General features: G+C 69.5%; 15 protein-coding genes and 1 pseudogene. 4 read left to right on the top strand and 12 right to left on the bottom strand.

Going from position 1 to position 21,136, the window contains the following annotated elements:
* Positions 1-2: 2 nt before the first annotated feature.
* Genes ACIGXX_RS33775 through ACIGXX_RS33765 form a run of 3 tightly spaced genes read right to left on the bottom strand, consistent with a single transcriptional unit; the run spans position 3 to position 3,629 of the window.
* Positions 3-929, bottom strand: coding sequence for a carbohydrate ABC transporter permease (locus tag ACIGXX_RS33775; protein ID WP_351157439.1), 927 nt, complete (start codon positions 927-929; stop codon positions 3-5).
* On the bottom strand, positions 926-1,951 hold the full coding sequence (locus tag ACIGXX_RS33770) for an ABC transporter permease subunit (RefSeq protein ID WP_366464574.1): 1,026 nt from the start codon (positions 1,949-1,951) through the stop codon (positions 926-928). Before ACIGXX_RS33770 ends, ACIGXX_RS33775 begins: the two co-directional genes overlap by 4 nt.
* Position 1,952: 1 nt before the next feature.
* The gene (locus tag ACIGXX_RS33765; RefSeq protein ID WP_351157435.1) at positions 1,953-3,629 is read right to left on the bottom strand and encodes an extracellular solute-binding protein; all 1,677 of its coding nucleotides are present in this window, start codon (positions 3,627-3,629) and stop codon (positions 1,953-1,955) included.
* A gap of 320 nt (positions 3,630-3,949) precedes the next feature.
* Between ACIGXX_RS33765 and ACIGXX_RS33760 the strand changes: the two genes are divergently transcribed.
* The 3 genes from ACIGXX_RS33760 to ACIGXX_RS33750 are packed head-to-tail and all read left to right on the top strand — an operon-like array spanning position 3,950 to position 9,977.
* Positions 3,950-6,847 (top strand): glycoside hydrolase family 3 C-terminal domain-containing protein, encoded by a 2,898-nt coding sequence (locus ACIGXX_RS33760; RefSeq protein ID WP_399981401.1) that lies wholly within the window; start codon positions 3,950-3,952, stop codon positions 6,845-6,847.
* Positions 6,844-9,114, top strand: a complete 2,271-nt coding sequence (gene yicI / locus ACIGXX_RS33755) for an alpha-xylosidase (RefSeq protein WP_399981398.1) — start codon at positions 6,844-6,846, stop codon at positions 9,112-9,114. Before ACIGXX_RS33760 ends, yicI begins: the two co-directional genes overlap by 4 nt.
* Positions 9,115-9,146: 32 nt before the next feature.
* Positions 9,147-9,977, top strand: coding sequence for a pectate lyase (locus tag ACIGXX_RS33750; RefSeq protein WP_351157430.1), 831 nt, complete (start codon positions 9,147-9,149; stop codon positions 9,975-9,977).
* Positions 9,978-10,038: 61 nt separating this feature from the next.
* Here the strand turns inward: ACIGXX_RS33750 and ACIGXX_RS33745 are convergent.
* The 8 genes and pseudogenes from ACIGXX_RS33745 to ACIGXX_RS33710 form a co-directional block, all read right to left on the bottom strand.
* Positions 10,039-11,034, bottom strand: a pseudogene (locus tag ACIGXX_RS33745) (glycoside hydrolase family 43 protein); the annotation flags it as partial.
* A gap of 39 nt (positions 11,035-11,073) precedes the next feature.
* The gene (locus ACIGXX_RS33740; protein ID WP_383816346.1) at positions 11,074-12,222 is read right to left on the bottom strand and encodes an aldose epimerase family protein; all 1,149 of its coding nucleotides are present in this window, start codon (positions 12,220-12,222) and stop codon (positions 11,074-11,076) included.
* 118 nt (positions 12,223-12,340) lie between these two features.
* Positions 12,341-13,570, bottom strand: a complete 1,230-nt coding sequence (gene mmsB / locus ACIGXX_RS33735; protein WP_383816349.1) for a multiple monosaccharide ABC transporter permease — start codon at positions 13,568-13,570, stop codon at positions 12,341-12,343.
* A gap of 10 nt (positions 13,571-13,580) precedes the next feature.
* Positions 13,581-15,140, bottom strand: coding sequence for a multiple monosaccharide ABC transporter ATP-binding protein (mmsA, locus tag ACIGXX_RS33730; protein WP_361471682.1), 1,560 nt, complete (start codon positions 15,138-15,140; stop codon positions 13,581-13,583).
* Complete coding sequence (gene chvE, locus ACIGXX_RS33725; protein ID WP_361471679.1) at positions 15,137-16,258, bottom strand: multiple monosaccharide ABC transporter substrate-binding protein; 1,122 nt, start codon at positions 16,256-16,258, stop codon at positions 15,137-15,139. The genes mmsA and chvE overlap by 4 nt, the downstream gene beginning before the upstream one ends.
* A gap of 3 nt (positions 16,259-16,261) precedes the next feature.
* Positions 16,262-17,230, bottom strand: a complete 969-nt coding sequence (locus tag ACIGXX_RS33720; protein ID WP_351157419.1) for a hypothetical protein — start codon at positions 17,228-17,230, stop codon at positions 16,262-16,264.
* A gap of 131 nt (positions 17,231-17,361) precedes the next feature.
* Positions 17,362-18,381 (bottom strand): zinc-binding dehydrogenase, encoded by a 1,020-nt coding sequence (locus ACIGXX_RS33715; RefSeq protein WP_399981390.1) that lies wholly within the window; start codon positions 18,379-18,381, stop codon positions 17,362-17,364.
* Positions 18,378-19,538 (bottom strand): mandelate racemase/muconate lactonizing enzyme family protein, encoded by a 1,161-nt coding sequence (locus ACIGXX_RS33710; RefSeq protein ID WP_399981387.1) that lies wholly within the window; start codon positions 19,536-19,538, stop codon positions 18,378-18,380. The genes ACIGXX_RS33715 and ACIGXX_RS33710 overlap by 4 nt, the downstream gene beginning before the upstream one ends.
* A 256-nt stretch (positions 19,539-19,794) precedes the next feature.
* Between ACIGXX_RS33710 and ACIGXX_RS33705 the strand changes: the two genes are divergently transcribed.
* Positions 19,795-20,565: an IclR family transcriptional regulator gene (locus ACIGXX_RS33705; protein ID WP_351157412.1), complete on the top strand. Its 771-nt coding sequence runs from the start codon at positions 19,795-19,797 to the stop codon at positions 20,563-20,565.
* Positions 20,566-20,573: 8 nt separating this feature from the next.
* Here the strand turns inward: ACIGXX_RS33705 and ACIGXX_RS33700 are convergent, their stop codons facing one another.
* Positions 20,574-21,089: a methylated-DNA--[protein]-cysteine S-methyltransferase gene (locus ACIGXX_RS33700; protein WP_351157410.1), complete on the bottom strand. Its 516-nt coding sequence runs from the start codon at positions 21,087-21,089 to the stop codon at positions 20,574-20,576.
* Positions 21,090-21,136: the final 47 nt, after the last annotated feature.

Genomic DNA, 21,136 nt, shown 5'->3' with positions numbered 1-21,136 from the left:
GATCAGCCCTTCACTGCGCCGGTGAGCATGCCCTGCTTGAAATGCCGCTGTACGAACGGCGAGAGGACGGCGACCGGCAGGAGCGCCAGGACCATCACGGCCATCTGGATGGCCAGCGGCGACAGATGCCCCGTGTTGATCGCCTGGGCCAGGCCCGTCGGCCGCTGCTGCTTGATCACCAGCTGCTGCATCACGTTCTGCAGCGGCATCATGTCCGGGTCGCTGAGGTAGATCGACGCGTTGAACCACGCGCTCCAGTAGCCCACCGCGTAGAACAGGGTGATGACCGCGATCACCGCGCGGGACAGGGGCATGACGATCCGCCACAGGATGAGCAGGTCCCCGGCCCCGTCGATGCGGGCGCTCTCGATCAGCTCCTGCGCCGTGCCCATGAAGAACGCCCGCAGGACGAGGATGTTGAAGACGTTCAGGGCGCTGGGCAGGATCAGCGACAGATAGGTGTCGGTGAGGCCGATGCCCTGCACCACCAGATACGTGGGGATGAGCCCGGCGCCGAAGAACATCGTGGCGACGATCACCAGCAGGATCGGGCGGTGCAGGACCGATCCCGGGCGCGAGAGGCCGTACGCGCACAGGACGGAGACCACCATGCTGAACAGCGTGCCGACGACCGTGACGCCCACGCTGACCAGGGCGGCCCGTGACACCTGACCGCCGCCGAGCAGCTCCGTGTAGTGCACGAAGGTGACGCCCCGGGGGATCACCACCAGGCCGCCCGTCGCGGTGATCGTCTTCACCGAGGAGAGGCTGGTGACGACCACCACCCACACCGGGAAGAGCACCGCGAGGCACACCAGGGTCAGCGTCACGCCCTTGGTGGCGAGGCCGGCCCGGGTCGGGGGCTCCTCCCACACCGGTCGCAGACCTGTCCTGCTGCCGGGCTTGATGCCGAAGTTCAGCGCGCTCACCGTTTGTACACCCCCTGCTCGCCCATGAGGTGGGCGGCCTTGTTGGCCCCGAGCACCATCAGGAGCCCGAAGACGCCCTTGACGATGCCGATGGCGGCGCCGTAGCCGAAGTTGCCGTTGTCCAGGCCGGTGTTCCACACATAGGTGTCCAGGACCTCGGAGGCCGTAGGACCCACGGCGGTGCGCTGCAGCAGGATCTGCTCGAAACCGACCGTGAGCGCGTTGCCCACCTGGAGGACCAGGAGCAGCGCCACCACCGGGCGCAGTGCGGGCAGCTGGATGTGCCACATGCGCCGCCAGCGGTTCGCGCCGTCCATCGCCGACGCCTCGTACAGGTCCGGGCTGACCGCGGCCAGCGCGGCGAGGAAGACGATGACGCCCCAGCCCGCGTCCTTCCAGACCATCTCGAAGGTGACCAGGAACTTGAAGAGGCCCGGGTCGGTCATCAGGTCGAAGCCCTCGTGCCCGTGGTCCCGCAGGACCTGCGCGACCAGGCCCGCCCCGCCGAACATCTGCTGGAAGACCGTGATGACCAGGACCCAGGAGAAGAAGTGCGGCAGGTAGAGGATCGCCTGGGCGACCGCCCGCACCCGGGGCCGCACGAAGCTGTTGATGAACAGCGCGAGCGCGATCGGCAGCGGGAAGAACAGCGTCAGCTGGATCGCGAAGATCGCCAGGGTGTTCCTGACCGCCTGCCAGAACAGCCGGTCCTCGGCCATGTGCCGGAAGTGCTCGACGCCGATCCAGGGGCTCTGCGTCATCGCCTGGAACGCGTTGTCGGCGATGTAGGGGTCGTAGTCCTGGAAGGCGACGACGTTGCCGATCAGCGGTACGTAGTTGAAGACGAGCAGGAGCAGCAGCGCGGGCAGCACCATGAGGAGCAGCACGCGGTCGCGGCGCAGCCGGTGCCGCAGCGGGACGCGGGCGGCTGACTTCTTCTTAAGGGGCGCGGCTTCGGCGGGAGGGGCGGGCGCCCGCTCGGTGGGGGCGCTCTCGCGCGCGTGAGTCGTGCTCTGGGCCATGTCAGGACGCCGCGTCGCCGGTCTCGTCAAGCAGCTTCTTGTACCAGTCGCGCAGCTTGTCGCCGCCGCCCGACTTCCAGTCCGAAGCCGCCTGCTGCATGTCGGCGACCTTCTTGCGGCCGCGCACGATGTCCTTCTCCAGGTCCTCGAACTCGGCGTTCAGCTCGGTGTACCGGGTCGGCTCGATGATCATCATGCCGTGGAAGAGCGGCTTCTTCGTGTGTGCGCCCTGGCGCTGCTGCCACTCGACCATGCCTTCGGTGACGTCCGGCAGATCGGGGTAGGCCACGAAGGGTGCGGGCGACGCGAGGTACTCGTACGTCGAGAAGACCTCGTTGTTGCCCTTGCCGTTCTTGGTGAGGACGCCGTCCTCGAACGTGTGGTGGACACCCTCGACGCCGTACATGCGCAGCCGCTGCTCCTTGGAACCGTAGGGCGCGGCCGTGTAGTTGGCGAGGGCGAGGATGTCGCGGACGGTCTTCTCGTCGGCCTTCTCGCTGATGAACGTCCAGATGTCGGCCGGCGGGCGCGCGTACAGCGTGGGCGCACCGCCGTCGGCGGCGAAGTAGTCGAACGCCTCCATGCGGAACTTCTTGTTGTCCACGCGCTGCACGGCCGCCTTGCCGTACCAGTCGGACAGGTCCTGGCAGTACATCCAGACCTTGCCCGCCGCGCACAGGTCGCCGATGCTGCCGGTCTCGGCCTTCGCGTCGGGGTGAACGAAGCCCGCCGAGTAGAGCTTGCGCGACCACTCCAGGGCTTCCAGATACTCGTCGGTCTCGTAGCGGTTGACGAGCTTTCCGTCGACGAGCTTCCAGTAGTACGGCTTCTCCGGCAGCACCCCGAAGATGTTCCAGGCCGCCCAGCTCATGTCGCCGCACGCCCACACCTTGCTCTTGGGGGCGTTGAGCTGTTTGCACAGGTCGTAGAACTCCTGGGCGCTGGTGGGTGCCTCGAGCCCCTCCTTCTCGAAGAGGTCGGTGCGGTAGAACGGCGCGATGTTCGGCGTGGTGGCGGAGGGCATCGGCAGGCCGCGCAGCTTGCCGCCGAAGATGGAGCGCTGCCAGGCGCCGGTGGGGATCGCGGCGAGGTTCGGGTACTCCTTGACCTTGTCGCCGCTCAAGTAGGGGCCGAGATCGGCGAACTTGTTGGCGATCGCGCTCGGTATCTTGCCGGTCAGCTCCCAGCCGGGCACGACCACCGCGTCCGGGACGCCGCTGGAGGCGAGGACCGCGCCCAGCTTCTGGCCGTACGTGTCGCCCTGCTGGTTCTGCCACTTGACGCGGACGCCCGCGGCCTTGTCCATCGCCGCCCAGTAGGGATTGCCCTGCTTGGGCACGTTCCCCCAGATCGGGGCCATGACGGTGAACTCGCCGCCCTTGCCGAGCCGCTTCGGCACCGACACCTTCAGCTGATCCGCGGGCAGGGCCTTGGTGAAGCCGGCCGCCGAGCCGTTCTTGGCGGGGATGTCCGGGCTTGCCAGGTCCGAGGCGGCGTACGCGGGGAGCAGGTCCTTGAGCTTCTTGCCCGTGGTGGTGCCCTCGTTCTTCGACCCGCTGCCCCCGCAGGCCGTGAGCAGTGGAGCTCCGCCGGCCACGACGAGCGCGGCGAGGCCGGAGTGGGCGAGGAAGGTTCTCCGGCTCGAACGAGAGCTGGTGGAGAGGGAGTTCGGCGTCATTGCGTCAACCCTTCGTGGCGCGTGCCCGGACACACGGCGGTCACCGCCGGTCGGCTTTCGAAGCGCTTCGATGTTGCTGCGAGGTTAAGTGAAGGCTTGGGCCGTAACAAGACTCGGTCCTGAATTCCTCTCAGGTGCACCGGAGTTCCGGGAATCCGCCCAGTAGCACGAGATCCCGGGCGTCCTGCTCTTTCCGTCTTGACATGACCCCCGAGCGGCACGGAGCATCGAAGCGCTTCGAAGATGGAGTAGAAGTACGTGACGACGTACGAGACCGAGTCGCCTCCTCCGTGCCCACCGCTCGCCAAGGGGATCCGCACGTGACCGCAAGCCCGCCGCCGCTCCGCGCACCGGAACAGCTGCCCTTCCATGACCCCGAACTGCCCCTGGACCAGCGCGTGGACGATCTGCTGTCCCGGCTGACCATCGGCGAACGCATCGCGCTCCTGCACCAGTTCGCGCCCGCCGTCGAACGGCTCGGCGTCGCCGCGTTCCGCACCGGACAAGAAGCCCTGCACGGCGTCGCCTGGATGGGCCCCGCCACCGTCTTCCCGCAGGCGGTCGGCCTCGGCGCGACCTGGAACGACGACCTCGTGCGCAGGATCGGCGAAGTCGTCGCCACCGAGGCCCGCGCCATGCGCACCCGGGACGACCGCGTCGGCCTCAACCTCTGGGCCCCCACGGTCAATCTGCTCCGCCACCCGCTGTGGGGCAGGAACGAGGAGGGCTACTCGGAAGACCCCCGCCTCACCTCCGCCATCGCCGTCGCCTACACCCGGGGCCTGCGCGGCGACCACCCGGAGCACTGGCGCACCGCCCCCGTGCTCAAGCACTGGCTGGCCCACAACAACGAGACGGACAGGGACACGTCGTCCGCCTCCGTGCGCCCCCGCGTCCTGCACGAGTACGACCTGCGGGCCTTCCGCGCGGCCGTCGAGGCGGGCGCCGTGGCCGGGGTGATGCCCGCGTACAACCTGGTCAACGGTCGCCCCAACCACGTCTCGCCCCACCTGCGCGAGCATCTGCGCACCTGGACCGACCAGGAGCTGCTGGTCTGCTCCGACGCGGGAGCGCCCAGCAACCTCGTCGACTCCGAGAAGTACTTCGACACCCACGAGGAGGCCACCGCGGCGGCCCTCGTCGCGGGCGTGGACAGCTTCACCGACCACGGCACGGACGCCTCGATCGTCACCGCCCGCATCCAACGCGCCCTGGACCAGGGCCTGTTGAGCGAGACGGACATCGACACGGCGGCACGCCGTCACCTGTCCGTCCGCTTCCGGCTCGGCGAGTTCGACCCCGGTCAGGGGCCGTACGCCGACCCGGCGACGCACGCCTTCGACACACCGGGACACCGCGCCCTCGCCCAGGAGGCCGCCGAGCAGGCCGTCGTCCTGCTCAAGAACGACGGCCTGCTCCCGCTGCCCGAAGGCACCCGGATCGCCGTCGTCGGACTCCTCGCCGACGCGTGCATGACCGACTGGTACAGCGGCACCCTGATCCGCCGCAGCACCCCACTCGACGGACTGCGCGAGCGCTTCGGCGCCGACCGCGTCACCTTCGCCGAAGGCGCGGACCGGGTACGTCTGAAGTGCGCGGCGGGCTGGCTCCGGGTGCCCGAGTCCTCCGAGTCCCCCGACTCCAAAGAGCACGGCCAGGCTCACGGGGCCGAGGCCGCCCTGGACCCGGCCCTGCTCACCGGCCGTACCGACCTGGCGCCGCTGTCCTGCGGCCCCGAGCCGACCGAGTTCGCCCTCGTCGACTGGGGATGCGGCGCGTGGACGCTGCGCGCCCCCGACGGCCGCTACCTCTCGGTCGCCGACGACGGGTACGTGCGCGCGTCCGCGGACCAGCCCGGCGGCTGGGTCGTGCAGGAGACGTTCGCGCTGGTCGGGCACGGGGACGGGTACCTCATCGAGCACACAGGGACGGGTGGGTACGTCTCTGTCGCCGCCGACGGCGTGAAGGTTGCCGAGGAGCGGCAGGTCGTCACCGTCGAGTGGCTGGAGCGCGGCGAGGACGCCGTGGCCCGCGTCGCCGCCGATGCCGACGCCGTGATCGTCGTCGCGGGCAACGACCCCCACATCAACGGCCGCGAGACCCAGGACCGCACGACGCTCGCCCTGCCGCCCCACCAGGAGCGGCTGTGGCGCGCGGCCCGCGCCGCCAACCCCCGCACCGCGCTCGCCCTGGTCTCCGCCTACCCGTACGCGGTCGCCGACGCCCACGCCCAGCTGCCCGCACTGCTGTGGACCGCGCATGGCGGCCAGGCCGCGGGCACCGCGCTCGCCCGGATTCTGGCGGGCGACGTCTCCCCGGCGGGACGCCTGCCGCAGACCTGGTACGCCGCCGACACCGACCTGCCCGATCTGCTCGACTACGACGTCATCGGCTCCCGGCAGACCTACCTCTACTTCGACGGCACCCCGCTCTACCCCTTCGGGCACGGCCTGGGCTACTCCTCCTTCGCGTACGAGGACCTGGTGACCGCACGCGAAGGGCAGACGCTCCGGGTCGCGTTCACCGTCACCAACACCGGACCCGTCGCCGCCGACGAGGTGGCCCAGCTCTACACTCGGGCGCCACGGGACCAGGCCGAGGCCCTCGCCCTGCCCCACCGGCAGCTCGCCGCGCACCGCCGCGTCCACCTCGCGGCCGGGGCCGCGCGCCGCCTGGAGTTCCGACTGCCGCTGTCCGAGCTGGCGTTCTGGGACGTTCGGCACGACCGCTGGGCCCTGGCGCCGGGCGCCTACGAGATGCTCGCCGGCGCATCCAGCGGCGACATCAGACTCGCGGCGACCGTCGACATCGAGGGCGACCCGGTCGCCGCCAGGCCGGTGCGGGAGGCCGGCCTGGCGGCGACCGGCTACGACGAACAGGACGGCACCGAGATCGTCGACCGCACCAGGACGACCGGCGACGCCGTGCGCCCGCTGGACGACGGCACGGGTGAACTGCTCTTCCGGGCCTGCGACTTCGGCGACGGGGTCTGCGGCGTCTCGGTCGAGGCCTCGGGCTCCGGAGCCGTCGACCTGATCTCGGGCAGCACCGCCACCACCGTCACCGTCCCGGCGACCGGCGGCGCCTACGACTACACCCTGCGCACCTCCGGCTTCACCGCCGCCGGAGTCCGCGATCTGCGCGTGCGGCTGCGCGGCCCCCTGCGGCTCGCACGGCTCACCTTCACCGCCACCGCCCAGCCGAGGGAGACCGCATGAAGTTCACCGACGGCTTCTGGCTGATGCGCGACGGGGTGCGCGCCTCGTACGCGACCGACGTGCGCGACGTGCGCGAAGGCGAGGGCCGGTTCACGGCGTACGCCGCCGTCCACCGGGTCCGCGAGCGCGGCGACACCCTCAACACACCGCTCGTCACCGTCGAGTGCTTCTCGCCCGCCGACGGCGTGATCGGCGTCCGGGCCACGCACCACGCGGGAAAGGCCGCGCACGGACCGGATTTCGCCCTGAACGGCACGGAGGGCGCGGGCATCCTCAAGCGCGAAGGTACCGTCACCGAACTCACCAGCGGCCCCCTCGCCGTGCGCCTGGACACCGACAAGCCCTGGGGCCTGGAATTCCTGGACGCCGACGGACAGCGCCTGACGGCCGTCGAGCGCAGAGGCACCGGCTTCGCCACCGCGCCCGACGGCAGCCACCACATGATCGGCCAACTCGCCCTGGGCGTGGGCGAGCACATCTACGGCCTCGGCGAACGCTTCACGCCGTACGTCAAGAACGGCCAGAACGTCGAGATCTGGCAGGCCGACGGCGGCACCAGCAGCGAGCAGGCCTACAAGAACATCCCCTTCCACCTCTCCTCGCGCGGCTACGGCGTCTTCGTCAACCACCCCGGCAAGGTCTCCTACGAGATCGGCTCCGAGTCCGTCGGCCAGGTCCAGTTCAGCGTCGAGGACCAGTCGATCGAGTACTACGTCATCGCGGGCCCCACCCCCAAGGACGTGCTGCGCCGCTACACCGCGCTGACCGGCCGCCCCGCCCTGCCGCCCGCCTGGTCGTTCGGCCTGTGGCTGACGACCTCCTTCTGCACGCCCTACGACGAGGAGACCGTCACCGCCTTCGTCGACGGCATGGCCGAGCGCGACATCCCGCTCGGCGTCTTCCACTTCGACTGCTTCTGGATGCGCGAGTACCAGTGGACCGACTTCCGCTGGGACCCGGAGGTCTTCCCCGACCCGGAAGGCATGCTGCGCAGGCTCCGCGAGCGCGGCCTGAAGGTCAGCGCGTGGATCAACCCCTACATCGCGCAGAAGTCCGACCTCTTCGCCGAGGCCGCCGCCCAGGGGTACCTGGTCCGGCGGCCGAACGGCGACATCTGGCAGTGGGACCTGTGGCAGCCCGGCATGGCGCTCGTGGACTTCACGAACCCGGCCGCCCGCGCGTGGTACGCGGACCGGCTGCGCACCCTGCTCGACCAGGGCGTCGACTGCTTCAAGACCGACTTCGGCGAACGCGTCCCCACCGACGTGGTCTGGCACGACGGCTCGGACCCCGAGCGCATGCACAACTACTACGCGCAGCTCTACAACAGCACGGTCTTCGAACTCCTGGAGAAGGAACGCGGCCCCGGCCAGGCGGTCCTCTTCGCCCGCTCGGCGACCGCGGGCGGCCAGCAGTTCCCGGTGCACTGGGGCGGCGACTGCTTCGCCTCGCTCGGCGCCATGGCCGAGTCCCTGCGCGGCGGCCTCTCCCTCTCGCTGTCCGGCTTCGGCTTCTGGAGCCACGACATCGGCGGCTTCGAGGGCACCCCGGACCCCGCGGTCTTCAAACGCTGGCTCGCCTTCGGCCTGCTCTCCTCGCACAGCCGCCTGCACGGCAACGTCTCCTACCGGGTGCCGTGGGCGTTCGGCGAGGAGGCGGTGGACGTGGCACGCACGTTCACGCTGCTCAAGCACCGCCTCATGCCGTATCTGTACGGAGCCGCCGTCGAGGCCCACCGCACCGGCGTCCCCGTCATGCGGCCCATGCTCCTGGAGTTCCCGGACGACGCCGCCTGCCGCACCCTGGACCGCCAGTACATGCTCGGCCCGGACCTCCTCGTCGCCCCCGTCTTCACCCCCGAGGGGGACGTCGAGTTCTACGTACCCGAAGGCACCTGGACCCACCTGCTGACCGGCGAGAGCGTCCAGGGCCCCGCCTGGCGGCGCGAGACCCACGGCTTCGACAGCCTTCCCCTGTACGTCCGGCCCGGCGCGCTGCTCCCGCTGGGCGCCGACGACCAGCGCGCCGACGGCGACTGGCTCCAGGACCTCACGCTGCTTGTCGCGCCGGACACGCAGGACGGCAAGGAGGTCACCGTGCCCGACCTGGACGGCCGGCCCGCGGCCGTCTTCCGCGCGGAGCGGGTCGGCGCCGAGGTCCGGGTCACCGCGGAAGGCACCGACCGCGCCTTCACGGTCCGCACGGTGGCGGATTGGTCGAATCCGGGCGGCAACCCTTCGGCGGGCGGCGGCGACAAGGACGTGTAAGCCGTTCACCAGCGAAGGAATGATTCGGGAACATGACCCCACGAGCGAACAAGCGCGTCCGTCATCGCCGAGGTCTCACCAAGCGCCGTGCCGTCGTCGGCGGCATCGCCGCGCTCGGCATGACCGGCGCGGCCCTCGTCACCAGCACCATGATGTCGAGCGCGGGGGCGGCCACCGCCTGGCCCGAGGCCAAGGGCGAGAAGCCGACGTCCAAGACCATCGAGGTCTCCGGCACCTACGACGGCGGCCTCAAGCGCCACTACGGCACCGGCGACCTGGGCGGCGACGGCCAGGACGAGGGCCAGGACCCGATCTTCAAGCTGAAGGACGGCGCGGTCCTCAAGAACGTGATCCTCGGCTCCCCGGCCGCGGACGGCGTGCACTGCGCGGGCAGCTGCACCATCCAGAACGTGTGGTGGGAGGACGTGGGCGAGGACGCGGCCACGTTCAAGGGGACCTCGGCGGGCTCGACGTACACCGTCTACGGCGGTGGCGCGAAGAAGGCCGACGACAAGGTCTTCCAGTTCAACGGCGCGGGCAAGCTGGTCGTGACGAAGTTCCAGGTCTCCGACTTCGGCAAGCTGGTGCGCGCCTGCGGCAACTGCTCCAAGCAGTACCAGCGCAACATCATCGTGAACGACGTCGACATCACCGCCCCCGGCAAGTCGATCGTCGGCATCAACACCAACTACGGCGACACGGCCGCGCTGCGCAACATCCGCATCCACGGCGACAGCGGCAGGAAGATCGCCACCTGCGACCGCTTCACCGGCAACAACACCGGTGCCGAGCCGCCGAAGACGGGCACGGGCCCCGACGGCAAGTACTGCAAGTTCACCGCATCGGACATCAGCTACAAGTAGCGGACACAGCGATGCGGCACGGCCGACGATGGCCGCGCCGCATCGCTGCCCCGTGTGTTCAGCTGCCGAGCAGCCGGTCGTACTCGGCTTGGGTCACCGGCAGGACCGTGCCGTGCCGGGCTCCGGCCGGCAGAGCGGCGTTCTTCGTCTCGCTCCACGTGTCCGACGCGAGGTCCGTCGTCTCGAAGAGGACATAGCCGCGCCCGCCGAACTCGTCGATGAGCATGTACCACTTGTCACCGGTGTTGGCCCGGAACACCGCGGGCCCCTCGCCCCGGTCGATCACGCCCTTCCCGATGCAGTCCGCCACGAAGTCGTACGAGGTGTCCGTCAGCCGCTTCGACTTCTCCGCGGTGATGAACTTCGAGCAGGGGGTGCCCGACGCCGGGTCCCGCTCGTCCTTGGTGAAGCGGTAGTAGGCGCCGCCGTCCTTGACCACCGTCGAGTCGATCACCGAGTAGCCGGGGTCGTTCCAGACCTTGGGCTCGCTGAAGGTGCGGAAGTCCTTCGTCGTGGCGTACAGCATCTTGTTGTACGTCGATCCGGTGTGGTCCGGGTCGTCGGCGCCGTAGACCTTGGACGCCCAGAAGACGACGTACGCCTTCTGCCGCTCGTCGTAATAGGCCTCCGGTGCCCAGGTGTTGCCCGCCGTGTCCGGGGCGACCTTCACCAGGCGCTGGTCGGTCCAGTGGACCAGGTCCGTGGACTCCCACACCATGATCGACTTGCTGCCGGTGCGCTGGACCTGGTCCCAGCTGCCGCCGCTCCCGCCGTACATCCGCAGGTCGGTGGCGATCTGATAGAACTTGTCGCCCTTCGGCGAGCGGATGATGAACGGGTCGCGCAGCCCCTTGGTGCCGAGCTGCGAGGTGAGCACCGGTTCTCCGCCGTTCAACTCCTGGTAGCGCGTGGGGTCGTTGCCCCGGCTGAGCGCCATGCGGATCTGCTCGCCGTCCGCGGAGCCCTCACCGGTGAAGTAGCTGAAGAGATAGCCCGCGTACTTCTGCTTGGCTTGGGTTGGCTCCGCGTGCGCGGGAGTCGCGAGCAGACCGGCCATCAGGGCGAGGAACGGGATCAGAATTCTCGCGGGCACGGCTCAGCCTGCCGAGAAGCTGTGCACCGTGCTGGACCGGTAGGTCTCGCCGGGCCGCAGCACCGTCGAGGGGAACTTCGGCTGGTTGGGGGAGTCCGGGAAGTGCTGGGTCTCCAGGCACAGACCGTCGCCCTGCCGGTAGGTCCGCCCCGAGGGCCCGGTGAGGGTGCCGTCCAGGAAGTTCCCGGAGTAGAACTGCACGCCCGGCTCCGTCGTGGCGATCTTCATCGCGCGCCCGGACCCCGGGTCCCGCAGCGTCGCGAAGTGCTCGGGGCGGCGCGTGATGCCCTTGTCCAGGACCCAGTTGTGGTCGAAGCCCTTGGCGGTCACCAGCTGCTCGTGGGAGACGCGGATGTCCTCGCCGACCGTCTTGGCGCGCCGGAAGTCGAAGGGCGTGCCCGCCACCCTCGCCAGCTCGCCCGTCGGGATCAGACCGGCGTCGGTGGGCGTGAACCGGGCGGCGGCCAGGGTCAGTTCATGGTCCAGGATGTCGCCGCTGCCCTCGCCCGCGAGGTTGTAGTAGGTGTGGTTCGTCAGGTTCACCACGGTGGCCTTGTCCGTGGTGGCCGCGTAGTCGATGCGCCAGTCGCCGCGTGCGGTGAGGGTGTACGTGACGGTCACCCGCAGCGTGCCGGGGTAGCCCATCTCGCCGTCGACGCTCGTGTAGTGCAGCCGCAGGCCGACACCGGAGGAGTCCTTGAACGGCTCGACGTCCCACACCCGCGTGTCGAAGCCCTTGGCCCCGCCGTGCAGGCTGTTCTCGCCGTCGTTCACGGAGAGCTGGTGGGTCTTGCCGTCCAGGGTGAAGCGGCCCTTGGCGATGCGGTTGCCGTAGCGGCCGATCGTCGCGCCGAAGAAGGTGGTTCCGGCGACGTACTCCTGGACGGTGTCGTAGCCGAGGGAGACGTTCGTGTACCGGCCGTGCCGGTCGGGCAGTTCGAGGGACTGCACGATGCCGCCGTACGAGAGCACCTTCATGCGGGTGCCGCCGTTCGCCAGCGACCAGCGGTACACCTTGGTGCCGTCGGCCAGCTTGCCGAAGAGTTCCTTGGCCGGCGCGTGGCCCGCCGAGGCGTACGAGGTGCCCGCGACGGCGGCGGTGAGCCCCGCGGCGGCGGTCGTGGCCAGGACGGTACGTCTGGTCGTTTCCATGTGCGACTCCAAACAGAAGAGTTGTGGAGAGGGACGGCCGGGCCCCGTAAGAGGCGCGGGGAACTGCGCGAACAGCCCCCACCGGCCCGCGGATTCAGCATTCGCTTCCTGCGGCCGCCTAACGGCCGACCTTGCGCTTGTTCCAGACGTCGAAGCCGACCGCGGCCAGCAGCACCAGGCCCTTGATGACCTGCTGGTAGTCGGTGCCGATGTTGACCAGGGACATGCCGTTGTTGAGGACGCCGAGCACCAGGCCGCCGATCACGGCGCCCATCACCGTGCCGACGCCGCCGCTCATCGACGCGCCGCCGATGAACGAGGCGGCGATCGCCTCGAGTTCGAAGTTCAGGCCCGCCTGCGGAGTGCCCGCGTTCAGGCGCGCCGCGTACACACAGCCCGCGAGTGCGGCGAGCACGCCCATGTTGACGAAGATCAGGAAGGTGACGCGCTTGTCCTTGACGCCGGACAGCTTCGCCGCCGCCTTGTTCCCGCCGAGCGCGTAGATGTGGCGTCCGACGACCGCGTTGCGCATCACATAGCCGAGGGCGATGAGCAGGCCGCACATGATGAGCAGGACGACGGGGACGCCGTGGAAGCTCGCGAGGGTCAGCGTGAAGGCGACGACGGCGGCGGTGATCGCCACCAGCTTGGCCGCCCACAGGCCCGTGGGCGTCACGTCGAGGTCGTAGGCCAACTGCTGCTTGCGGCTGCGCCATTCGCGGAACAGCAGGAAGGCGACCGTCACCAGGCCGAGCACGAGCGTCGGGTTGTGGTACTGCGTGTACGGGCCCATCTCGGGGATGAACCCCTTGGCGATGTTCTGGAAGCCCTCGGGGAACGGCGAGAGCGACTGGCCCTCCAGGACGATCTGCGTGAGACCGCGGAAGAGCAGCATGCCGGCCAGGGTCACGATGAACGACGGGATGCCGACGTACGCGATGAAGAAGCCCTGCCAGGCTCCGGCGACCGCGCCGATCAGGAGCGACAGGACGAGGGCGAGCACCCAGGGCATGTCGTGTTTGACCATCATCACCGCCGACATGGCGCCGACGAAGGCGACGAGGGAGCCGACGGACAGGTCGATGTGACCGGCGATGATGACGATCATCATGCCGATGGCCAGGATGAGGATGTAGCCGTTCTGCTGGATCAGGTTCGAGACGTTGTTCGGCAGGAGCAGCGTGCCGTCGGTCCAGATCTGGAACAGGATGACGATGAAGGCCAGGGCGACGAGCATGCCGTACTGGCGCATGTTGGAGCGCACGCTCTGCAGCAGCAGATCACGCGTGGACTCCTTGGCGGGCGGCGTGGACGGGGTGTCACGTGGTGGCGTGGTCGTGGTGGTCATCGCGGATGCCTCAGCTTCTGTTCTTGGTCATGTGGCGCATCAGGAGTTCCTGGGTGGCGTCCGCGCGGTCGACCTCACCGGTCAGCCTGCCCTCGGCCATCGTGTAGATCCGGTCGCACATCCCGAGCAGCTCGGGCAGTTCGGAGGAGATGAAGAGCACTGCCTTGCCCGCGGCCGCCAGCTTGTCGATGACGGTGTAGATCTCGAACTTGGCGCCGATGTCGATGCCGCGTGTCGGCTCGTCGAGGATCAGCACCTCGGGGTCGGCGTGGATCCACTTGCTCAGGACGACCTTCTGCTGATTGCCGCCGGAGAGCCGTCCCACCTGCTCGAAGACGGTGGGGGCCTTGATGTTCATCGACTTGCGGTAGCGCTCGGAGACGGAGCGCTCGTGGTGCTCGTCGACGAAGCCGTCCTTGCGCCGCATGCCCGAGAGCGAGGCCAGGGAGATGTTGCGGTTGATGTTGTCGATGAGGTTCAGGCCGTACTGCTTGCGGTCCTCGGTGACGTACGCGATCCCGGCGTCGACCGCCGCGGGCACGTTCCTCGTCACGACCTCGCGCCCGCCGACGGCCACCGTTCCGGCGACGTACTGACCGTAGGAACGCCCGAAGACGGACATCGCGAGCTCCGTGCGGCCCGCGCCCATCAGGCCCGCGATGCCGACGATCTCGCCGCGCCGCACGGTCAGCGACACGTCGTCGACGACCTTGCGCTGGTGGTCCACCGGATGCCGCACCGTCCAGCCCTCGACGGAGAGGGCGAGGGAGCCCGCGTCCTGTCCCTCGTACGGCGTGCGGTCGGGGAAGCGGTGGTCGAGGTCGCGGCCGACCATGCCGCGGATGATGCGGTCCTCGGCCACCTGCGGCTCGGAGGTCGGGGTCTCACGGACCGTCAGGGTCTCGATGGTCCGCCCGTCGCGCAGGATCGTCACCGAGTCGGTGATGGCCCGGATCTCGTTGAGCTTGTGGGAGATGATGATGCAGGCGATGCCCTGCTCGCGCAGCTCCAGGATGAGGTCGAGGAGCTTGGCGCTGTCCTCGTCGTTCAGGGCGGCCGTCGGCTCGTCCAGGATGAGCAGCTTCACCTCCTTGGACAGGGCCTTGGCGATCTCCACCAGCTGCTGCTTGCCCACGCCGATGTCGGCCACCGGAGTCTGCGGCTTCTCGCTCAGACCGACCCGCTTGAGCAGCGCGCTCGCCCTGCGCAGCGTGTCGTTCCAGTCGATGAAGCCCCGGGTGCTCTGTTCGTTGCCCAGGAAGATGTTCTCCGCGATGGACAGATAGGGGACGAGCGCCAGCTCCTGATGGATGATCACGATGCCGTGCTTCTCGCTGGCGCGGATGTCCTTGAAGGCCATCCGCTCGCCCTCGAAGTGGATCTCGCCGTCGTAACTGCCGTGCTCGTGGACGCCGCTGAGGACCTTCATCAGCGTCGACTTGCCCGCGCCGTTCTCGCCGCAGATCGCGTGGATCTCCCCGGCGCCCACGGTCAGGTTCACGTCGGAGAGCGCCTTGACGCCGGGGAACGTCTTGGTGATGCCGCGCATCTCCAGTACGGGCCCGCTCATGAGAGCTGACCTGCCTTGAAGTAGCCCTCGTCCACGAGGAGTTGGGTGTTGGACTTGTCGATGCTGACCGGGTCGAGGAGGAAGGACGGCACGGTCTTCTTGCCGTTGTTGTAGTCCTTGGTGTTGTTGACCTTCGGCTTCTTGTCGTTCAGGACCGCGTCGCCCATGGACACCGTCTGCGCGGCCAGCTTGCGGGTGTCCTTGAACACCGTCTGCGTCTGCTCGCCGCGGATGATGGACTTCACCGACGCGAGCTCCGCGTCCTGCCCGGTGATCACCGGCAGCGGCTGGCTCTTGGAGCCGTAGCCGGCGCTCTTCAGCGCGGAGATGATGCCGATCGAGATGCCGTCGTACGGTGAGAGGACCGCGTCGACCTTCGCGGAGCCGTAGTTCTTGCTGATCAGGTCGTCCATGCGCTTCTGCGCGGTGCCGCCGTCCCAGCGCAGTGTGGTGGCCTGGTTCATCTTCGTCTGCTTGCTGCGGACGGTGAGCTGGCCGCTCTTGAAGTACGGCTCGAGCACCTTCATGGCGCCGTTCCAGAAGTACTTGGTGTTGTTGTCGTCCGGCGAACCCGCGAACAGCTCGATGTTCTTCGGGTCGCCGCCCTTCTCCGGCTCGCCCAGCTTCAGCTTCTTGACGATGTACTGGGCTTCGAGGCGGCCCACGCGCTCGTTGTCGAACGAGGCGTAGTAGTCGACGTGTTCCGTGCCGAGGATGAGGCGGTCGTACGAGATCACGGGGATGCCCGCGTCGTGCGCGCGCTGCAGGACCTCGGTGAGCGCCGAGCCGTCGATGGCGGCGACCACCAGGAGGCTGCGCCCCTTGGTGATCATGTTCTCCAGCTGGGCTATCTGGTTCTCGACCTTGTCGTCCCCGTACTGGAGATCGGTCTTGTACCCGGCCTTCTGGAACTGCTTGGCCATGTTGTTGCCGTCGGCTATCCACCGCTCGGAGGCCTTGGTGGGCATCGCGAGGCCGATGGTGCTGCCCTTGCCCTCGTCCGGCTTGTAGCGGCTGCCGCCGACGGCCTCCTGGCCGCAGGCGGTCAGCGAGCCGAGCAGCACGGCGGTGGCCACGGCGGCGGTGAGACGCGCTTTTCTCGATGTGCGGGTGGTCATGGGTCAGTCCCCTTCCGGGACGGGGAAGCGCTGGAGCTCGCCGGGCATGCGGGAGCCGAGCGGCGACATTCCGCCGTCCGCGCCGTGCCGTGCGAGCAGATCGAGGGCGAGACGGCCGCGGCGGACCCGCTCGCGGGCGGTGGCCAGGGTGTGGTCGCGCAGCTGGGCACCGTAGGGGTAGATGCCGGGGGACTTGCTCAGGCCGAACTTGAGGTAGATCGGGGCGCCGCGCCGGATCAGCTCGGCCGCCTCGTACATCCGGACGTAGCCGCCGAGGTCGTCGGGCGCCTCGACGTAGAGGTCCACCGGGGCGCGGCTTGCCCGGCGGATCTCCGTGAGGTGGTCGAGGGTGAGGTCGGAGGGGATGTTGAGGGAGTCGGCGCCGAGCCGCTCGTAGACCGCGTACGAGGCCGGGTTGACCGGTCCGATCAGGGCGGAGACCTTGAACGTGGTGTCGGCGGGCAGCACGCCGGCCACCCGCAGCCGGTGCAGCGTCCACAGCACGCCCTCGTCGGCGACGAGCAGGCAGCGCACCCCCAACTCGGTGGCGCGCACGGCGTCCTCGACGCAGCCGGCGAGCGCGTCATGGCCGCGCGAGCGCAGGCCGCCGCCGCCGGAGTCGGTGCGGGTCGCGGCGCCGATGTCCCAGGTGCCGCGCGGCCCGGTGAACAGGCAGAGCTCGATGTCCCGTTCGGCGCAGGCCTCCACCATCTCGGTGATCTCGTCGTCGGAGAGCATCCAGATGCCGCTGCCCTGGCTGATGCGGTGGATCGGCACGTCGAGCCGCGAGCTCTCCTTGAGCACGACGGCGAGCGCTTCGGGACCTTCCACGGAAGGGATCTCGGTGCGCCAGGTGCCACCGTCGGGGAACGCGTGCGGGGACGCGTCGGCCGGGTCGATGGCGGGGACGGGGTGCCCGATGCGGGCGAGGGCGTCGACGCCGGGACGGCGGGGTGCTGACGGGCTGGTCACGGGACTCCCATACGCTGTGAATGACGCGGTGTTCGATATTTCGTACGTTGGTCGGTTCGGTGGGTGTACGGCGGTACGGGGGTATGCGGGGCGCTGACACCGCGCACCGCCGTACGTCTCAGGGGCGCATCTCAGGGACGCAGGAGCACCTTCCCGGTCTTCGGGTCGCCGCCGCCGACCAGCGCGACGGCCTCGCCGAAGCGTTCCAGCGGGAACTCGTGCGTGATGAGCGGCGCCGGGTCGAGCAGGCCGAGCCCGAAGGCGCGCACCGCGTCCGACCAGGCCGAGGACGGCGCGCCGAAGACACTGCGCACCTCCAGCTGGCTCAGCGAGAGATGCACCGGATCGATGCCGACCGCGCCGGGCGTGAACATGCCGGTGAGGACCACCCGGCCGCCCCTGCGCGCGAGCAGACACGAGTCGGCGGCCGTGCTCGGCGCCCCCGCGGTCTCCACGACCAGATCGAAGCGGCCGTGGTACGCCTGCGCCTCGGCGGGCGTCAGGCTCTCGCTCGCCCCGAACTCCAGCGCCCGCAGGCCACGCTCGGCCCGCGGGTCGATCACGACGAGTTCGCCGGGCGACGAGGCGGCGAGCAACTGCACCGCGAGCATCCCCAGGGTGCCCGCGCCGACCACCGCGATCCGCTCGCCGGGCCGCGGTCGTCCCGTCCGCACCGCTCCGGCGATCACCGCGGCGGGTTCGAGCAGGGCGGCGGCTGCCAGGTCCGCGTCCGGGTGAAGCAGGTGCAGGAGCCGGGCGGGTACGGCCACGTGGTCGGCGAAGGCGCCGGGCTCGGTGAACCCGGTCTCCGCGTATCCGCCGCCGCACAGACTCGTCTCGCCGCACCGGCAGCGCTCGCAGGTGCCGCAGGCACGGAACCCCTCGGCGACGGTCTTCCGCCCGACGAGCGCCGGGTCGACGCCGTCGCCGACGGCCTCGACGGTGCCGGACCACTCGTGCCCGGGGGTCACGGGATAGCGCACATAGGCGGCGTCCCGGTGCCCGTCGTACACCTCGCGGTCGCTCATGCAGATCCCGGCGGCGGCGACGCGCACCAGGACCTCGCCCGGGCCCGGCTCGGGGCGGGCCCCGGCCGTGAGCCGGTGCGAGCCCGGCCGGTCGATCACGATCGCGCGTGAGTCGCCGCTCACTTCGCGGCCGCCTTGGGGGCGCGCTTCTCCCAGCCCTCGGCCCACAGGTCGAACCGCGCCTGCTGCTGCGGGAACTCGGCCGCCGCGTCCGTGTCGAGCTCGACGCCCAGACCCGGCGCGTGCGACACCTCGAAGTAGCCGTCGACCACCTGCGGAGCGCCCTTGACCACCTTCTTGATCTCCGCGTCCGCGAAGTCGTTGAAGTGCTCCAGGATCTTGAAGTTGGGCGTGCAGGCGGCCAGTTGCAGCGAGGCCGCGGTCAGCACCGAGCCGCCCACATTGTGCGGGGCGATCAGCGTGTAGTGCGTCTCCGCGGTCGCGGCCAGCTTGCGGGTCTCCAGGATGCCGCCGATGTGGCCGAGGTCCGGCTGGATGATGTCGGCGGCCTGCGACTCGAACAGCTCGCGGAACTCGATCCGGTCGTGGATGCGCTCACCGGTGGCGATGGGCATGTCCACCTTGGCGGCGACCTTCTCAAGCGCCTTGAGGTTCTCCGGCGGCACCGGCTCCTCCAGCCACGCGGGCCGGAACGGCGCCATGTCCTTGGCCAGGCGCACCGCCGTGGACGGGCTGAACCGCCCGTGCATCTCCAGCATCAGCTCGGCGTCCGGGCCGATCGCGTCCCGCACCGCCTCGATCAGCGAGACCGCGTAGGACGTGCCCGCCTGGTCGAGCTCGAAGTGGCCGGTCCCGAACGGGTCGATCTTCAGGGCGCGGTAGCCCCGCTCGACCACGGCCGTGGCGGCCTTGTGGTACGCCTCCGGAGTGCGCTCGGTGGTGTACCAGCCGTTGGCGTACGCCTTGACCTTGTCGGTCACCTTCCCGCCGAGAAGCTGCCAGACCGGTACGCCGAGGGCCTTGCCCTTGATGTCCCAGCAGGCCATCTCCACGCAGGCGATGCCCGACATGACGATCTCGCCGGCCCGGCCGTAGTCGCCGTACTTCATCCTCCGCACGAGATCCTCGACCGCGAACGGATCGGATCCCACGATGTGGTTGGCCGCCGCCTCGCCGAGGTAGCCGAGCAGCGCGTCGGTGCGGCCGAGCATGCGGGTCTCGCCGACGCCGGTGAGGCCTTCGTCGGTGTGGACCTGGACGTAGGTGAGATTGCGCCACGGCGTTCCCACCACGTGCGTGCTGATTCCCGTAATACGCAAGGCAGTTGCCCCTTGGTTGTTCGGTATTTCGTCACACGTTCGAAATGTTGGCGTGACCGTATTCACGCAGGCGGCAGGGTGTCAATGGGTCGAGCGAAACGGTCTTGGACAGGCCTCGGATCGGTATCGGGTCCACAGGTGTGCCCCTCAGGCCGTTGCGCGCCGAACGCCGCTGTGTCTAGCCTGTGTTCGTCATATCGATCGTTGACCGAAGTTTCGGACGAAGCTTTCGGACGCACGGGGTGGGAGGCCGACCATGGGACGACTGGTTCCAGCGGTGACCAGGGCGCTGGACATACTGGAGCTGTTCCTGGAGGGCGACGGCACGCTGTCCGCCCCCGAGGTCACCCGCAGACTCCAGCTGCCGCGCACCACCGTGCACGAACTGCTCACCACCCTTGCCGCCCGCTCGTACCTTGTCCAGATCCCGGACCAGACGGGCCGCTACCGCCTCGGCGTACGCGCCTACCAGCTCGGCAGCCGGTACGCGGAGCAGCTCGACCTGGCCGCCGAGGGCCAGCAGGTGGCCCGTGAGGTCGCCGAGACCTGCGACGAGACCGTCCACGTGGCGGTCCTCGAGGACACGGACGTCATCTACATCGCCAAGGTGGACTCCACGCACGCCGTGCGCATGGTCTCCGCGGCGGGCCGCAAACTGCCCGCGCACTGCACGTCGGTCGGCAAGATGCTGCTGGCCTCACTGCCCCAGGACGAGCTCGAAACCCGCCTTGCGGGCAGGGAGCTGGTGGCGATGACCCAGAACAGCATCACCGAGCAGGACGCGCTGCTCGCCGCGCTCGGCGAGATCCGGGAGCGCGGGGTGGCGGCCGAACACCGCGAGTCCAACCCGGACGTGAGCTGCGTGGCCGCCCCGGTCCGCGACAGCGCGGGCCACGTCGTGGCGGCGCTCTCCATCTCCGTGCCGATGATCCGCTGGAGCGAGCAGCGCGAACAGGAACTGGCCGAGCTGGCGGCCAAGGGGGCGGGCGATCTCTCGGAGCGCCTGGGTCACCGCGGCGGACGGTGACTACAGATTCACGCGGACTCCAGGTCCAGGAGCCGCTGCTTGGCCTCAAGGCCGCCCGCGTACCCCGTCAGTGAGCCGTCGGCGCCGATGACCCGGTGGCAGGGGCGCACGACCAGCAGCGGATTGCGCCCGATCGCCGTGCCCAGGGCGCGGACCGCGACGCGCGAGAGGCCCAGCTGTTCGGCGAGCTTCCCGTACGTGGTGGTCGTGCCGTACGGGAGGGAGTCGAGGGCGTGCCAGACCCGCTCCTGGAAGTCGGTGCCGACGCCACTCACGTACTCGACGTCGAAGTGCGTCAGCGTCCCGGCGAAGTACGAGCGCAGCTGCCCGGCGATCACGGCGAAGGCCTCGTCGTCGCGCACCCACCCGTCCTGGACGACCGCGCCGCCCTTCTGCCCCGGCAGGGACAGCGAGGCCAGCGCGGTGCCGCCCGGCGCGGTGGCCGACTCCTCGCCGACCAGCAGCAGCTCGCCCAGCGGGCTCGCGACGGTGGTGTAGACGGCCTTGGCCGTGACCTTGGTCATCAGTTGCTCCCTCTTTCCCGGTGACACCCGTACTTCCCGGTGACACC

The organism is Streptomyces sp. NPDC055243 (genome assembly GCF_044544025.1).
Lineage (GTDB): Bacteria > Actinomycetota > Actinomycetes > Streptomycetales > Streptomycetaceae > Streptomyces.
The sequence above is the reverse complement of the archived record's forward strand: the minus strand, read 5'-3'. Positions and strand labels throughout refer to the sequence as shown.

Excerpts from the sequence above, each read along its gene's own strand:
- yicI (WP_399981398.1), top strand. The coding sequence starts at position 6,844 with ATGAAGTTCACCGACGGCTTCTGGCTGATGCGCGACGGGGTGCGCGCC.
- ACIGXX_RS33750 (WP_351157430.1), top strand. The coding sequence starts at position 9,147 with ATGACCCCACGAGCGAACAAGCGCGTCCGTCATCGCCGAGGTCTCACC.
- ACIGXX_RS33740 (WP_383816346.1), bottom strand. The coding sequence starts at position 12,222 with ATGGAAACGACCAGACGTACCGTCCTGGCCACGACCGCCGCCGCGGGG.
- ACIGXX_RS33765 (WP_351157435.1), bottom strand. The coding sequence starts at position 3,629 with ATGACGCCGAACTCCCTCTCCACCAGCTCTCGTTCGAGCCGGAGAACC.
- ACIGXX_RS33770 (WP_366464574.1), bottom strand. The coding sequence starts at position 1,951 with ATGGCCCAGAGCACGACTCACGCGCGCGAGAGCGCCCCCACCGAGCGG.
- ACIGXX_RS33705 (WP_351157412.1), top strand. The coding sequence starts at position 19,795 with ATGGGACGACTGGTTCCAGCGGTGACCAGGGCGCTGGACATACTGGAG.
- ACIGXX_RS33700 (WP_351157410.1), bottom strand. The coding sequence starts at position 21,089 with ATGACCAAGGTCACGGCCAAGGCCGTCTACACCACCGTCGCGAGCCCG.
- chvE (WP_361471679.1), bottom strand. The coding sequence starts at position 16,258 with ATGACCACCCGCACATCGAGAAAAGCGCGTCTCACCGCCGCCGTGGCC.
- mmsB (WP_383816349.1), bottom strand. The coding sequence starts at position 13,570 with ATGACCACCACGACCACGCCACCACGTGACACCCCGTCCACGCCGCCC.
- mmsA (WP_361471682.1), bottom strand. The coding sequence starts at position 15,140 with ATGAGCGGGCCCGTACTGGAGATGCGCGGCATCACCAAGACGTTCCCC.